General features: G+C 70.4%; 12 protein-coding genes, 1 tRNA gene and 1 pseudogene. 5 read left to right on the plus strand and 9 right to left on the minus strand.

Going from position 1 to position 14710, the window contains the following annotated elements; genetic code table 11:
* Nucleotides 1–786: pseudogene (locus Q0R63_RS10550) on the plus strand (glucose-6-phosphate dehydrogenase); the annotation flags it as partial.
* A 246-nt stretch (nucleotides 787–1032) separates the two neighbouring features.
* Nucleotides 1033–3009: a S53 family peptidase gene (locus Q0R63_RS10555; RefSeq protein ID WP_295697060.1), complete on the plus strand. Its 1977-nt coding sequence runs from the start codon at nucleotides 1033–1035 to the stop codon at nucleotides 3007–3009.
* 119 nt (nucleotides 3010–3128) lie between these two features.
* On the opposite strand, the gene Q0R63_RS10560 is transcribed toward Q0R63_RS10555, so the two are convergent.
* Nucleotides 3129–4118 (minus strand): lysylphosphatidylglycerol synthase domain-containing protein, encoded by a 990-nt coding sequence (locus tag Q0R63_RS10560; protein ID WP_295697061.1) that lies wholly within the window; start codon nucleotides 4116–4118, stop codon nucleotides 3129–3131.
* 15 nt (nucleotides 4119–4133) lie between these two features.
* Entirely contained in the window at nucleotides 4134–5348 is a 1215-nt protein-coding gene (locus tag Q0R63_RS10565) for a glycosyltransferase (RefSeq protein WP_295697064.1), read from the minus strand.
* A 33-nt stretch (nucleotides 5349–5381) separates the two neighbouring features.
* Here Q0R63_RS10565 and Q0R63_RS10570 point away from each other — a divergent pair, with 33 nt between their 5' ends.
* Both Q0R63_RS10570 and Q0R63_RS10575 read left to right on the plus strand, forming a co-directional pair.
* On the plus strand, nucleotides 5382–6257 hold the full coding sequence (locus Q0R63_RS10570) for an NAD-dependent epimerase/dehydratase family protein (protein ID WP_295697065.1): 876 nt from the start codon (nucleotides 5382–5384) through the stop codon (nucleotides 6255–6257).
* Between the two features lie 54 nt (nucleotides 6258–6311).
* On the plus strand, nucleotides 6312–7139 hold the full coding sequence (locus tag Q0R63_RS10575) for a class I SAM-dependent methyltransferase (RefSeq protein ID WP_295697066.1): 828 nt from the start codon (nucleotides 6312–6314) through the stop codon (nucleotides 7137–7139).
* On the opposite strand, the gene Q0R63_RS10580 is transcribed toward Q0R63_RS10575, so the two are convergent.
* The 4 genes from Q0R63_RS10580 to Q0R63_RS10595 all read right to left on the minus strand — a co-directional run bounded on the left by Q0R63_RS10580 (nucleotide 7128) and on the right by Q0R63_RS10595 (nucleotide 12282).
* Nucleotides 7128–7691, minus strand: coding sequence for a hypothetical protein (locus tag Q0R63_RS10580; RefSeq protein ID WP_295697068.1), 564 nt, complete (start codon nucleotides 7689–7691; stop codon nucleotides 7128–7130). The two genes, Q0R63_RS10575 and Q0R63_RS10580, sit on opposite strands and share 12 nt — an antisense overlap.
* Nucleotides 7692–7754: 63 nt before the next feature.
* Nucleotides 7755–9551, minus strand: a complete 1797-nt coding sequence (locus Q0R63_RS10585; protein ID WP_295697069.1) for a DUF429 domain-containing protein — start codon at nucleotides 9549–9551, stop codon at nucleotides 7755–7757.
* Between the two features lie 54 nt (nucleotides 9552–9605).
* Nucleotides 9606–12038 (minus strand): phosphoketolase, encoded by a 2433-nt coding sequence (locus tag Q0R63_RS10590; protein ID WP_295697071.1) that lies wholly within the window; start codon nucleotides 12036–12038, stop codon nucleotides 9606–9608.
* A 160-nt stretch (nucleotides 12039–12198) separates the two neighbouring features.
* A tRNA-Tyr gene (locus Q0R63_RS10595) sits at nucleotides 12199–12282 on the minus strand.
* Between the two features lie 125 nt (nucleotides 12283–12407).
* Here Q0R63_RS10595 and Q0R63_RS10600 point away from each other — a divergent pair.
* A complete protein-coding gene (locus tag Q0R63_RS10600) occupies nucleotides 12408–12914 on the plus strand; it encodes a YajQ family cyclic di-GMP-binding protein (RefSeq protein ID WP_295697073.1) in 507 nt (168 codons plus the stop codon).
* Nucleotides 12915–12941: 27 nt separating this feature from the next.
* On the opposite strand, the gene Q0R63_RS10605 is transcribed toward Q0R63_RS10600, so the two are convergent.
* The 3 genes from Q0R63_RS10605 to Q0R63_RS10615 all read right to left on the minus strand — a co-directional run bounded on the left by Q0R63_RS10605 (nucleotide 12942) and on the right by Q0R63_RS10615 (nucleotide 14583).
* Nucleotides 12942–13637, minus strand: a complete 696-nt coding sequence (locus Q0R63_RS10605; protein ID WP_295697075.1) for a TetR/AcrR family transcriptional regulator — start codon at nucleotides 13635–13637, stop codon at nucleotides 12942–12944.
* Nucleotides 13630–13806: a hypothetical protein gene (locus Q0R63_RS10610; RefSeq protein WP_295697077.1), complete on the minus strand. Its 177-nt coding sequence runs from the start codon at nucleotides 13804–13806 to the stop codon at nucleotides 13630–13632. The genes Q0R63_RS10605 and Q0R63_RS10610 overlap by 8 nt, the downstream gene beginning before the upstream one ends.
* A 297-nt stretch (nucleotides 13807–14103) precedes the next feature.
* Nucleotides 14104–14583 carry a hypothetical protein gene (locus Q0R63_RS10615; RefSeq protein WP_295697078.1) on the minus strand — a complete coding sequence of 160 codons (480 nt, stop codon included), beginning with the start codon at nucleotides 14581–14583 and terminating at the stop codon, nucleotides 14104–14106.
* Nucleotides 14584–14710: the final 127 nt, after the last annotated feature.

The raw sequence follows: 14710 nt of genomic DNA on the forward strand, positions 1-14710 counted from the left end.
CTCGACCGCCGGGCGGGCTTCTACGAGTCGACCGGCGCCTACAAGGACATGGTCGTCACCCACCTCTTCCAGGTCCTCGCGTTCGTCGCGATGGAGCCGCCGACCGCCCTGGAGCCGCGGGCCATCAGCGAGGAGAAGAACAAGGTCTTCCGCTCCCTGCTGCCGATCCTGCCGGAGCACGTCGTGCGGGGTCAGTACACCGGCTACCGAGACGAGGAGGGGGTGGCCCGCGACAGCGACACCGAGACCTTCATCGCCCTCAAGTGCTACATCGACAACTGGCGCTGGGCCGGCGTGCCCTTCTACCTTCGCACCGGCAAGCGGCTCTCCGAGGGCCAGCGGATCATCTCCATCGCCTTCCGCGAGGCGCCCAAGTCGATGTTCCCGGCCGACTCCGGGGTGGGGACCCAGGGCCCTGACCACCTCACCTTCGACCTCGCGGACGAGTCCAAGGTCTCGCTCTCCTTCTACGGCAAGCGACCCGGTCCGGGGATGAAGCTCGACAAGCTGTCGCTGCAGTTCTCGACGCAGGAGACCGAGCACGCCGGCGACGTCCTCGAGGCCTACGAGCGGCTCATCCTCGACGCCATGCGCGGCGACCACACCCTCTTCACGACCGCCGAGGGCATCGAGTCGCTCTGGGAGCGCTCGATCCCCCTGCTCGACACCCCGCCCGCCGCCAAGCCCTACCCGCCGGGCAGCTGGGGCCCCAACGCCATCCACCAGCTGATCGCCCCGCACGCCTGGCGACTGCCCTTCGAGCGGGTCTGGCGCAACAAAAAATGACGTCGTAGTCGACCGTTAGTGCATATTGTCCTGTTTGTACGCAGGTTCACCGGAAAAACTCAGGGAAACCCCAGGGTTCTCACCGACAGATCGGGTGACGCCCTGTCCGACCCGCGCTTAGCGTGACAGGGCGGTCCACGCTCCTCGGCGCCTCCCGCAGCGGGTCTTCCGGCCCTCTGCCCTCGGGAGGAAGACGAGGCGCGGACCGCGATCCACGTCCGGTTTTCCCATGAACGAAGGACAAGCATGAAGGTCTCGTATGTCCGTCGCGCCATCGCGCTGACGTCGGTTGCCAGTCTGGCCGGTCTGGCCCTCGGCGCTACCGCGCCGCAGGCGTCGGCTGCCCCCAAGGGCAACATCACCATCACCAACACCCTCCCGCGGTGGCTCTCGAAGGCCACCAAGGTCGCTCTCGCTACTGCAGCCCTCCCGGCCACCCAGGAGGTGCGGGTCTACCTCGCACCGAAGGGCGGGCTCGACGCGCTCAAGGCGAAGGTCGCCACGCTCTCCGACCCGACCTCCGCCGACTACAAGCACTGGCTGACCACGGCCCAGTACGACGCCCGGTATGCCCCGACTCAGGCCTCGGCCGATGCCGTGAGCAGCTTCCTGGCGTCGAAGGGCCTGACCGTCACCGGCGTCGAGGCGCACCGCCGCTACGTCGTGGCCACCGGCACCACAGCCCAGCTCGGGTCTGCCTTTGGCGTCTCCCTCGGTAGCTACCGCCACGACGGCCAGACCGTCACGGCGCCCGGCTCGGCGGTCGTCCTTCCCGCCTCCGTCGGCGCCAACGTGCTCACGGTCACGGGCCTCGACACCACCTTGGTCACGAAGACGCACGACAACGTCACGCCAGCGACGGTGAGCGCCTCTGCTGCGGCCGCCACAGCCTCCCCCTCGGCAGTTCCGCCCGCCGGGTTCGTCAACGGTCGCCCGTGCGCGATCAACTTCGGCAACCCGCTCGCGACCTACAAGGCCGACTACTCCACACCGCTGCCGAAGTTCATGGGTAAGACCCTTCCCTACGCGCCCTGCGGCTACACCGGCCCGTCGTTCCGCGCGGCATACGAGGGCGCCACGGCGCTCGACGGCTCGGGTGTCACCGTCGCCATCACCGACGCCTACGCCTGGCAGTTCATTGCCAAGGACTCCAACACCTACGCCTCCAACAACGGTGACGGCTCCTACCTGCCCGGCCAGCTGACCCAGTCGCTGCCCGACAAGTTCCGCCGGCAGGCGCAGTGCGGCCCGTCCGGCTGGTCGGGCGAGGAGACCCTGGACGTCGAGGCGGTCCACGCCATGGCGCCTGCGGCCAACATCATGTACTACGCCTCACCGAGCTGCGGTGACGACGACTTCCAGAGCACGCTGGCCAGGGTCGTCGACGACAACAAGGCCACCCTGGTCACGAACTCGTGGAGCGACCTCGAGGGCAACGAGTCCGCGGCCAGCGTCGCGGCCTACGAGCAGGTCTTCCTCCAGGGTGCGACCCAGGGCCAGACCTTCCTCTTCAGCTCCGGTGACAACGGCGACGAGCTCGCCAAGACCGGCATCCGCCAGGTCGACTACCCGAGCTCCGACCCCTACGTCACCAGCGCGGGCGGCACCTCCACAGGTATCGCCTCCGGCGCGATCACGACGCAGACGGGCTGGGGAACCCACAGCGCGCCGCTTTCTCCCAACGGTATGCGCTGGATCGACAGCGGCTTCCTCTACGGTGCGGGTGGTGGCTTCTCGGCGCTGTTCAACCGTCCGGACTTCCAGACCACCAGGGTGCACTCCACGGCATCCGGCCGCGCCGTCCCGGACATCGCCATGGATGCCGATCCCAATACCGGCATGCTGATCGGGCAGACGCAGACCTTCCCGACCGGCGTCCACTACGGCGAGTACCGCATCGGTGGGACGAGCCTCGCCTCGCCGCTGCTCGCCGGGATGCTCGCACTCGCCAACCAGAGCGCGGGCACCGGTTTCGGCTGGGCCAACCCGTTGCTCTACTCGGCCCCGAGGTCGACGATCACCGACGTCCTGCCGGCGGGAGACGTCAAGGGCGTGGTCCGCGTGAACAACAACAACGGCATCGACCCCACCGCCGGTGTCTCCTACTACGTCCGCACCTTCGACCAGGACTCGAGCCTGGCGACGGCGAAGGGCTGGGACCCGGTCACCGGGCTCGGCGTGCCGAACCCCAGCTTCCTGACCGCGGTCGCGGCCAAGAAGTAGCACGACAGCAAGCAAGCACGTCTGTGGCCCCAGCGGCCGCAGGTATGCCGGCGGGGCGTCTCCCACACCAGGGAGGCGCCCCGTTGCGGTCCAGCCGCAGTCCAATCAGCGCAGTCCGGTCAGCGCAGGAAAGATCGTTGCCGCTGGCGACCGACCACCGTCGCCGCACCGGCGAGCAGCAGGTCGACCACGATCAGGATGACGCGCGAGGCCACGACGACGGTCAGCGCCTGACCGGTGGTGACCACGGCCGACAGGACGTAGGCGAGCACCACCTCACGCAGCCCGGCGCCCGCGGGAGCCGGGATGAACAGCACGCCCGCGGAGACCGCGAGGCTCATCCCGCCGGTGCAGAGCACCAGGAGGGCGCCCGAGAAGCCGTCCAGGGCAGCGGCGAGGATCGCGACGTGGACGCCGAGGCCGACCCACGAGAGAGCGCCCCATGCCGCGGCGCGCAGGACCGTCGCCGAGTCGAGCGCCACCCCGAGGGGAGGGCGGTGGACGATCGACAGCACCCGGTCCAACAGGTAGGGCAACGAGCGGGGCAGGGCCAGCACCACGATCAGCGGCGCGGCGGCCAACGCCCACCAGTACCGTTGCAGCGCTTGTGGATACGCAAACGGGAGTGTCGCTGCGGCGATGAGCAGCCCGGTCGCCAGGGCGATGGTGAGGTTGACGATGTTGCCCGCCAGGACCGTCTTGCGGCTGGCCCCGCGCTGTCGGGCCGCCTCCATCTGCATCACGATCGGCCACACCGAACCGGGGAGGTACTTGCCCAGCTGGCTGACGAAGAAGACGCGGAGCGCGTCGGAGCGCCGCAGCTCGATACCGAGGCCGCCCTGCACGGTGCGCCACTGCATCCCCGAGGCGCCGATGCCGATGACGCCAGCCAGGAGACTGAGGGTCGCTCCTCCGGGACCGACCCGCCGCATGGTGTCGACGAACGACTCCCGGTTGCGGACGACCACGACGACGATCGCGACGAAGATCAGGACCATGAGCGCGACGCCGACTCGCTGCCGCAACACCGAGGTCCGAGGGACAGGGTCCTCCGGAGAGAACGGCGTCCCCACGATGCCGCCCACAGCCACCCGCTCTCGATCGGTCAACGCACCCTAACGTGCTCAGGGTCGCGGACGGCGCCCACCTCGACGGCCCGGCCGATCCGTCTGCGGCGTCAGGATGCTCATCAGCAGGTCCCGGTATCGCGCTCCGACGGCCTCGACGGACAACGACTCCGAGAGGGCGCGCGCGGCAGCTCCGAGACGGGCCGCACGTTCCGGTGAGCCGACGACCTCCCGGATCGCGACGGCGAGGGCAGCCGGATCACCCGGGGGCGTCAGGCGCCCGGTCTCACCGTCGAGGACGACCTCGTTGATCCCCGGCAGGTCGCTCGCGACCACCGGGCACCCGAGACCCATCGCCTCCAGCAACGCGACCGGGAGGCCGTCCTGGTCCCCCGATGCCGCTCGGGTGCTGGGGACGATCATCACCGTCGCCCGCGCATACTGCTGAGCCAGGGTCGTCCGTCCCAACGCGCCCAGGAACTCGACCTGCAGGCCTGTCGCCTGGTCCTCCAGATCGCGTCGGAGGGGACCGTCGCCGACGACCGTCAGCCGCAGGGAGGGGTCGTCGAGCAGGCGCAGGGCCTCCACCAGGTGGGTCAGTCCCTTCTTCTCCACGAGCCGGCCGACGAACAACAGCCGACCCGTCTCCCTCGTGACGCCCTCCGCGGCGGTCCGGATTCCTCGAAGGTCGGCCCCCATCGGGACGACGGTGGCACGGGACTCGGGTGCCCCCAGAGCCACCAGCTGTCGCCGCATGTCCTCGTTCATCGTGGTGAGCGCGCCGGCGCGCGAGACCACGGCCCGCTTGAGGGCGAGGGCCACGGGGTTGCGCAGTCCGTAGAGGTCTCCCCCGAGGGTGGTGACGACCGAAGGGATCCGGCCCATCACACCGAGCGCGACGATCCCCTGCGGGATGATCCAGTGGACATGGAGCACGTCCGGTCGCAGCTCGCGCACGGCGCGCCGCACCGCGAGCCACTCCGCGAGCAGGAACGGAGCCACCTGGAGCCACCGCGAGGGCCTGGCCCGGAGGTTCTCGAGGATCGCCCCGTCCGCGAGATCCTCCCACCGGCTCGGGAAGTAGCGGAAGCGACGGACCTCGACCGAGCCGATCCGCTCTCGGGACAGGGCTCCGCGGACGGCGGGTACGATGACCGTTGTCTCGAACCCCTGCGCCTCGGCCTGGGCGAGGTCCAGCACGAAAGCCGGGGTCCCGTCATCGGGTCGGGCCGGGAACGTCGAGGCCAGCACCACCAGCCGGGGAAGGCTCACTGCAGGCCGCCCTCTGACCGAAGGACGCCACCTGTGCCAGCCGGCCACACCGCCGTCGTCGGCGCGAGCGGCTTCATCGGCTCCGCACTGGCGGCCCGTCTGCAGCATCTGGGCGAGCCGGCTTCGAGCTTCACGCGGCAGTCTCCTCCGTTGCGGCCCGACGGTCGGCTCGCGCAGGGGATCGCCGACGCCCGGGCGGTGGTGTGGGCGGCTGCGAGCATAAACCCGTCGATCGCCGAGTCCCGCCCGGATCTCGTGGAGGCCGACCTGGGCGCCCTCCGCACCATGCTGTTGGCGCTGCGGGCCGAGGGCTCGAGGGCGCGGGTCGTGATGCTCTCGTCCGGAGGGACGGTGTACGACCCCGACGAGGCGCCGCCCTTCTCCGAAGACAGTCGCTGCGTCCCGAAGGGCGCCTACGGCCGGAGCAAGCTGGCCGCCGAGGCGCTGGTGTCCTCCCTGGCCGACGATGCGGTGGTCGTGCGCGTGGCCAACGCCTACGGCCCGGGCCAACCCGTGGCGCCCGGTCAGGGAGTGATCGCGCACTGGCTGCAGGCCATCCGTGACGACCTCCCCGTGACGGTCTACGGGTCCCTCGAGACGGCTCGCGACTACGTCCACGTCGATGACATCGTCTCGGCCCTCCTGGCGGTCACCGACGCCGCGGTGCCCCCTCCTGTCGTCAACATCGGGTCCGGGACGAGCACCACCCTCCGAGACCTCCTCCACCTCGTCGAGTCCGTGGTCGGCCCCTTCGCCACCCTCCACGAGCAGTCCCGGGCCTTCGACGTGTCGCGGTCGTGGCTCGACATCTCGCTGGCCGGACGGACGCTGTCGTGGCAGCCGGCGGTCGACCTCCGGCAGGGCATCGCCTCGATGTGGCACGCTGACCAGGTCCCGCACGGCGACTAGCATCGGGGTCCACGTGGACGCTAGGCGCACGATCGACGAAGGGCAACCACTCCTGTGAACGACACCCAGGACACCACCGGGGCAGCCCGGCAACCGCAGCTGGCCTACTCCGAGCTCCAGACCGAGATGCAGAACGAGGAGGGCCGGCGCCAGAAGGCGAGGAAGATCGTCCTCGTCACCCAGCACTTCCTCGGGCGAGACGACCTGGCCGGCGTGCGGGCCCTCGACATCGGGTGCTCGACCGGGTTCACGGCGGAGGAGCTCTCCCTCGCCGGGGCCGACGTCACGGGCATCGACATCGACGAGCCCGGGCTGGCGGCCGCCACCGCACGGGTCGGTGACCACATCTCTTTCGTCAGGGCCGCGGGTGACGACATCCCGTTCCCCGACCACTCGTTCGACCTCGTGATCCTCAACCACATCTACGAGCACGTGGTCGACCCGGACGCGATCATGAGCGAGATCCGCCGAGTGCTGCGGCCCGACGGCATCGTCTACATGGGTCTGGTCAACAAGTTCGGGGTCATGGAGCCGCACTACCACCTGCCGTTCCTGTCGTGGATCCCGAAGCGCCTCGCCCACCGCTACATCCGAGCGACGGGTCGGGCCGACAGCTACTACGAGACCTTCAAGACCCGCGCCGGGCTGCTCAGGATGTGCAAGGGCCTGACGGTCTGGGACTACACCTACACGGTCCTCACCGACTCGAGGCGCTTCGGCGCGGAGGACGTCGTGCCGGGCCCTCTCGCGTCACTCCCGGGGGCGGCCTGGAGGCTCATCACCCCGGTGATCCCCACCTTCGTCTGGGTCGGCACACCCGGCACCCGTCGGCCGGCGGGTCCCCTCACGACGGTGGAGCCCAGCCGCGCCTCACACGCCTAGGCGCTCGCGCAGACCCGCGGCCATCCCGGCGATGGTGAGCGCGTCGAACGCGTCACCGACCGACTCGGCCAGCCACCGCCTCCGCACGGGGGCCAACCGAAGCCTCAGGTGGACGCGGGTGGCGCCGACTCCTTCGGTGTCGATCGCACCCGCCGACGACGCGTCGTGGAGGGACATGTCCCAGCTGATCTCCGTCCGGCCACGCTGCGAGCGGTAGACGATGCTGGTCTGCGCCTCGATCCGGTCGACGGTGAAGGTCGCGTCCCTGCCGCCGTAGTCGGGGATGACGTCGCCGACGGCGAGCAGCTGCCACCGAGGGTCGATGCAACGAATCGCTCTGCGGGAGCGAGGGATCCAGCGTTCGACTCTGCGGGGGAAGTACCAGCCCGCCCGCCGTTTCCCGAACTGCACGATCCACGGCCAGACGGCCTCGGGTGGCGCATCGACGGTGAACCCCCGGTCCATGACGACGACACGCGCATCGGGCACCAGGTCGTCACCCGGGCGGGGCGCGGCGGCCTCCGCGGCGGACGCGCGCACCGACGAGAGCACGCGCCCCACACTACGGCCGGCGCGAGCTTCGTGCCGGCGCGAGCTTCGTGCCGTAGACGTCGGTCAGGGGGACGTTGGGTCGGGCTCGGCGCCGCGCAGCTTGTCGAGCCGGGTGAGGAGCAGGGGCTCGCGGTGGCTGTTGCCGTGGAGCCCGATGTAGCGCGAGCCGTAGACCGCGAGCAGCGCGTCGTCCAGCCGGCGGACGGCACCCGCGGGATAGCGGTATCCCATCCGGGAGTCGATGCCGTCGGCGTCCAGCGACGACAGCAGGCCGGCGAGCTCGTCGAGGGAGGTGATGCCGAGCTCGAGCAGCAGCCCGGACATCCACTCGTAGTGGTCGATCCGGGACCAGCCGGCGTCGGCATAGCGCGACCCGAGGAAGGTCGCGAGGTCGGGGGGTGCGATCCGCGGGTCCTGTTCCTGCGCATCGGCGTCGCGCGGCTGGTCGGCCAACGTCTGCTGCAGCCGGTCGCGGATCGCGGAGAACTCCCGGTCGGCGAGCTCGAGCAGCCCTGCGGCCAGGGTGAATCGGCGGTCGAGGTCGGAGGCGTGCTCCTGCGGGATGATGCCCTTGTAGCGGATGTCGTGCTCGAACTCGGCCCAGGCGTGCTGGAGCACCGTGCGGATCTGCACCTGCGCCGCCCGGTCCGAGAGAGCGGCGTGGCCGGGGCTGCCGGCGTCGGCGGGGCCGGTCGCGACGAGGAGGTGACGGCTGGCGTAGCCGAACCGGCCCTCGCTCGCGGTCTCCTGCCCCATGTCGCGGTCGTCCAGGACGACGTACTCGTCGGCCAATAGGTCGGCGACCGCTGCGACGTCCTCGTGGAGGTAGGTGATGACGCGTAGGCCGAGCTGGTCGGTGATGTCCGTGAGCGGGTCGGCGTAGAGCGGCAGCCCGTCGGCCCGGACCCGGGTTGCCTTGATGGCGAACGAGGTCACGCTCTTGGCCCGGCCCGTGACGCTGAGGTAGTTGATGCCGGCGTCGTCGAGCTGGCTCGTCACGACGTCGACGAAGGCGGCGGTGGAGCGGACCAGGTCAGGGTGCTCCGCGGCATACGCATCGACGGCTGTCCTGACCGGATCAGCCTGCGCCACAACCGGGTTCGCCTCAGCTTTGGCACGTGGCGCCGGCACGTGACCGGCCGGCAGGGTCGGCGTGACGATCTCGCCGGTGGCCGGGTCGCCGTAGGTCGTCGTGTGCTCCGGTGCCCGCGTCGCGAAGAGCGCGACATAGGCACACACCACCGCGTCGACCTCGTCCTCGGCCGGGCGCAGCTCGCTCTTGCGGCCGGCGTCGCGGATCCGGGCGACGAGGGCGTGCCAGTCGTCGTGGTCGCGCAGCCGGAGGGCCGGCGTGGCCGTGGCGAGCCCCTCGAGGAGGTCGACGAGGCGCAGCAGCTCGTCACGCACCTGGGCGAGGCTCCGGCCGGGCTTCTGCTTGTACTTGAGGACCCGGCCCAACCGGAAGAGCGCGACGGTCGCCGGGTGGGGATAGACCTCGATCGCCCGTCGCGTCGACGTCCCGGCGATCTCGAGCCCGAGGGTGTCGGCGAGCCGCGCACCCCGCGGGCTCTCTTCGAACCCCGGCCGTCCGGTGTTGACCGGGTGGGCCCCCGCGTCGAAGCGAGCGAAGTCGCGGTTCAGCGCCGCCTCCGCAGGGCGGTTGCCGGTGGGGTTGGTGACGACGAGCGGCGCGTCGACCGCGACCACGCAGTCGTCCGTGGTCCAGGGCCGGACCGCCCGCACGACGTCCTTGTCGGCGACAGCGGACGACAGGTGCACGAGCCGGCCGTCGTCGTCGAGCACGGCGAGACCGGTCGGCCGCCGGCCGCCCCAGGCGAGGTCGATCCCGACGAAGTGCATGGGGCCACTGTGCCGTATGCCGCAGGCCTGCACCCTCTGCGCCCGCCCGCCCCCCTAGGCCCGGTCGCCGGCGGACGCCGGGGGCGTCGTCCACCCCCATGCCTTGACCTCGGGCAGGTCGTCGCCGACCGTCGTGACGTGGTGCCGGTGCTCGAGGAGCTTGTCCTTGAGCCGGTCCCGCACGTGGGCGCCGACGTCCCGCAGCCTCGGGACCCGGTCGATGACGTCGATGGCGAGGTTGAAGCGGTCGATCTCGTTGAGCACCGCCATGTCGAAGGGCGTCGTCGTCGTGCCCACCTCCTGGAAGCCGTGCACGTGGAGGTTGTCGTGGTTGGTCCGCCGGTAGGTGAGCCGGTGGATCAGCGAGGGGTAGCCGTGGAAGTTGAAGATCACCGGCTTGTCCCTCGTGAAGAGCGCGTCGAACTGGGCGGTCGACAGGCCGTGCGGGTGGGTGCGCTCGTCCTGCAGGCGCATGAGGTCGACGACGTTGACGAAACGGATCCGGAGGTCGGGGAACGCCTCTCGCAGGATCTGGGTGGCGGCCAGGGCCTCCATGGTGGGGACGTCGCCGGCGCAGCCGATGACGACGTCGGGCTCCGAGCCCTCGTCGTTGCTGGCCCAGTCCCAGATGCCGATGCCCTTGGTGCAGTGGATGACGGCCTCGTCCATGGAGAGGTACTGCAGGGCCGGCTGCTTGCCCGCGACGATGACGTTGATGTACTGCCGGGACCGCAGGCAGTGGTCGGCCACGGACAGCAGGGTGTTGGCGTCCGGCGGCAGGTAGACCCGGGCGACCGCGGCCCGCTTGTTGACGACGTGGTCGATGAATCCCGGGTCCTGGTGCGAGAACCCGTTGTGGTCCTGTCGCCAGACGTGCGACGTGAGCAGGTAGTTCAGCGAGGCGATCGGCCGTCGCCACGGGATGCGGTTGGTCGTCTCGAGCCACTTCGCGTGCTGGTTGACCATCGAGTCGACGATGTGGATGAAGGCCTCGTAGCAGGAGAAGAACCCGTGTCGGCCGGTGAGCAGGTAGCCCTCCAGCCAGCCCTGGCAGGTGTGCTCCGAGAGGATCTCCATCACGCGGCCGTCCACGGCGAGTCCGACGTCGTCCGGCTCCGTCTCGGCGTTCCAGGCCCGGTCCGTCACCTCGAGGACGGCGTCGAGCCGGTTGGAGTTGTTCTCGTCCGGGGAGAGGACCCGGAAGGTCTCCATGTTGGCGGCCATGATGTCGCGCAGGAACCCGCCGAGCACGCGGGTGGCCTCGCCGGTGCTCGTCGCCGGGGTCTCGACCGGCACGGCATACGCGCGGAAGTCGGGCATCCGCAACGGTTTCAGCAGCAGCCCGCCGTTGGCGTGCGGGTTGGCGCTCATCCGTCGCTCGCCCTGCGGGTGGAGCCCGGCGATGATCTCGCGCGGTTCCCCCGACTCGTCGAAGAGCTCTTCGGGCCGGTAGCTGCGCATCCACTCCTCGAGCAGCGCGAGGTGACCGGGGTTGTCCTTCACCGTGGAGAAGGGCACCTGGTGGGAGCGCCACGAACCCTCGGTGCGCTTGCCGTCGACCTCCTTGGGACCGGTCCAGCCCTTCGGCGACTTGAGGATGATCATCGGCCAGCGCGGCCGGTGCGACCCGTCCTCGGGCACCGCCCCCGAGCGGGCCTGCTCCTGGATGACGGCGATCTCGTCGAGGCAGCGGTCGAGCGTCTCGGCCATGGCTTGGTGCATCAGCGCCGGCTCGTGTCCCTCGACGAGGTGCGGCTCGTAACCGTAGCCGCGCATCAGGTAGGTCAGCTCCTCGGCCGGGATCCGCGCCAGCACAGTCGGATTCGCGATCTTGAAGCCATTGAGATGGAGGATCGGCAGGACCGCGCCGTCGCGCCTCGGGTCGACGAACTTGTTGGCGTGCCAGCTCGCGGCGAGCGGGCCACTCTCCGCCTCACCGTCCCCGACGATCGCCGCGACGACGAGGTCGGGGTTGTCGAAGGCCGCGCCGTAGGCGTGCGAGAGCGCGTAGCCGAGCTCGCCCCCCTCGTGGATCGAGCCGGGTGTCTCGGGGGCGACGTGGCTGGGGATGCCGCCGGGGAAGGAGAACTGGGTGAACAGCCGCTCCATGCCGCGGGTGTCGCGCGAGACGTCGGGGTAGACCTCGCTGTAGGTGCCCTCGAGGTAGGCGCAGGCGACGGCGGCCGGGCCGCCGTGACCGGGGCCCATGATGTAGATGCAGTTGAGGTCGCGTGCGGTGATCGCCCGGTTGAGGTGCGCGTAGAGGAAGTTGAGGCCGGGGGTCGTGCCCCAGTGCCCGAGCAGCCGGGGCTTGATGTGGTCGGGTACGAGGGGCTCGCGCAGGAGCGGGTTGGCCATGAGATAGATCTGGCCGACCGCGAGGTAGTTCGCAGCCCGCCACCACGCGTCGATCCGCTCCAGCTCCTCCGGGCCCAGGGGGCCCGGTTCCGGTGCGACAACCGGGCGCGTGGATGCTGCCGTGCTCATGGGTCCTCCGGGGGTGGACGGGTGATGACGGGTCACACCCCACGTTCGTCGGTCCGCGGCCCCGGGTCAACCGTCCCCGGGTGAACACCGAGGTCGCGGGGCGCGGACGACGACGGCCCCCGACCGGCATACGGGCTGGTCGGGGGCCGTCGTCAGGCACTGGTGGCGGGTGAAGGATTCGAACCTACGTAGCTTGCGCGGCGGATTTACAGTCCGCTCCCATTGGCCGCTCGGGCAACCCGCCGTGGGTGCGCATGAAAGGATAGCAAGCAACCGGCGGCGTCCGGAAATCCGTTACCGAGGGGCCTCGTCAGCCTCCGGGCAGCCGCCCACCAGACCACCGCACACCCCCTCCCAAGGAGCGCCCCCATGGCCGACTCGTCGTTCGACATCGTCAGCAAGATCGACCGCCAGGAGGTGGCCAACGCCCTCAACACGGCGGTCAAGGAGATCGCGACGCGCTACGACTTCAAGAACGTCGGCGCCTCGATCGCCTTCTCCGGCGAGGACGCCGTCCTCATCAAGGCCAACACCGAGGAGCGCGCCCTCGCCGTCCTCGACGTCTTCCAGACCTGGCTGATCAAGCGCAAGGTCTCCCTCAAGCACCTCGACTACGGCGACGACGACACGCCGACGCCGAAGCTGTCCGGCAAGGATTACCGCCTGCAGGTCGGGCTCAAGGAGGGCATCTCCCAGGAGATCGCCAAGAAGATCGGCAAGATGATCCGCGACGAGGGCCCGAAGTCGGTCAAGTCCCAGATCCAGGGCGACGAGCTGCGCGTCACGAGCAAGTCGCGCGACGACCTCCAGAGCGTGCAGCAGCTCCTCCTCGGTGCCGACCTCGACACTGCGCTGCAGTTCACCAACCGCCGCTGAGGGCCGCGAGCCCTTGCGTCCGGCAGGTCAGACCCGGCGCAGGGCGGTGCGGAGCGCGCGTCGGGCCACCGGGCCCAGCCCGTCGATGCTGCGGGCCAGGCCCTCGAGCCGGGCGAGGGCGTCACCCGCCGTGTCCATGGTCCGGGCCGCCGCTCCACCTCCACCCGGTATGCCGCCCGCGCCCGCGGCATACCCGTCCGCCACCCGCGTCGGTGCCACCAGCTCGATCCCGATGAAGGCCGAGCTGACCAGCTCGGCGAGCAGCCGCGGCTCCAGTAGCTCCCCGAAGGGCGAGTCGGCGAGCAGCCGTCCGAGCACGCGTTCGAGCTCCTCCGTCCACATCCCGAGGGCCTCGCCGGTCGCCGCCGCGAGCGCCGGGTTGGCCTGCGAGCCGGCGAGGGTCTGGCCGAGCACGGTGACGTTGCCGAGGGCGGCCTCCTCCTCGTGGAGCGTGCGGCCGAGCTGGACCAGCCCGGTGAAGGTCGTGACGGCGTCGAAGCGCGCCCGGAAGCTGTCGACCCGCTCCCGGGTGGAGACGACGCAGGCGTGTGCGATGAGGGCGTCGACCGTGCCGAAGTGGTAGAAGACGAGCGCCTGGTTGACTCCACCGGCGGCCGCGATGGTGCGTGCCGAGACCTTGGCGATCCCCTGGGTGCGGATCGTCTCCATCGTCGCCTCGATCAGGCGGCGGCGGGTCTCGGTGGTCCGAGCGTCGTCAGACACGGCACTCCTCGCGATAGGGCTTGACCGCCGCGGGCACGGCACCCTCGGCGACGTCGGGGACGCGGGCCGTGAACCGCCCGTGGTCGCCCGTTACCGGTCCGACGACGCGGTTGGTGACCTCGACGTTGATCCGGACACATCCTGCCTCGTCGTCGAACGACTCGCCCACCAGGATGCAGGCCGTGGCCCAGAGCCTGCTGGGAGATCGATCGAGCTCACGGAAGGACCTCCAGGTGGGGCCGGGCCCGTCGCGCCACGGTCACCGCCTCCGCTGGAAGTGGCCTCGCGCCCGGAGCACGACGTCGACGGCGAGGGGGACGATGGCGAGGCCGACGAACTGGGCAGCGACCGGGTCGCCGAACCACGGGTAGGTGTCGATGAAGAGCAGGTGAGCGACGCCGTAGGTGACGAGGACCGTCCACGGCGAGACCCGTGATCGGCCGACGAGTCGTCATGAACCAGCCCATCAGCGGGCCGCCTCGTCGCACCGGGAGGTGGAGGTGTCCGCCGGGGAGGTGGCCGCCCGCTCGACCTCGAGGCGTCGGGCGCGGTGGAGCACGTCCGCGACGAGGGGTCCGGCCGCCAGGATGGCCACTCCCAACCCCGTGCCGCCGTCACCGTCGAACCACACGGAGCCGGCGTAGAGGCTGACGAACACGGGGGCCACCGTGCCGAGCGCGACGACGAGGGCGGGGGCGCGCACGAAGGACCACATCTCGAAGAGGAGACCCGCCACGAGGCCGATGGCCCCGCCGCTGACCGTGCCGACGACGGCCCCGGCGAGTCCGAAGATGAACCCGAAGACGACGAAGTCCGGCGATCCGCCGAGCGCACCGCCGACGACGCCGATGACGAGCGGCACGGCGGCTCCGACGCCCAGTCCCCACCCGAGACCGTCGATGAGCCGGCCCTCGACCGGTCGTACGCCTTCCACGAACACCCTCATGACGCGCTCCTCCACATGATTGAGCGGTCGCTCAAGAGGAAGGGTAGCACTATTTTGAGCGATCGCTCAAGAGCCTCGCCGCACGACGTCCGGCAGGTCGGTAGCCAGGGCTACCGACCTGCCGGAC

This window comes from Lapillicoccus sp., assembly GCF_025353065.1.
Taxonomy (GTDB): Bacteria; Actinomycetota; Actinomycetes; order Actinomycetales; family Dermatophilaceae; genus Lapillicoccus.

Excerpts from the sequence above, each read along its gene's own strand:
- Q0R63_RS10600 (WP_295697073.1), top strand. The coding sequence starts at position 12,408 with ATGGCCGACTCGTCGTTCGACATCGTCAGCAAGATCGACCGCCAGGAG.
- Q0R63_RS10585 (WP_295697069.1), bottom strand. The coding sequence starts at position 9,551 with ATGCACTTCGTCGGGATCGACCTCGCCTGGGGCGGCCGGCGGCCGACC.
- Q0R63_RS10555 (WP_295697060.1), top strand. The coding sequence starts at position 1,033 with ATGAAGGTCTCGTATGTCCGTCGCGCCATCGCGCTGACGTCGGTTGCC.
- Q0R63_RS10615 (WP_295697078.1), bottom strand. The coding sequence starts at position 14,583 with ATGAGGGTGTTCGTGGAAGGCGTACGACCGGTCGAGGGCCGGCTCATC.
- Q0R63_RS10590 (WP_295697071.1), bottom strand. The coding sequence starts at position 12,038 with ATGAGCACGGCAGCATCCACGCGCCCGGTTGTCGCACCGGAACCGGGC.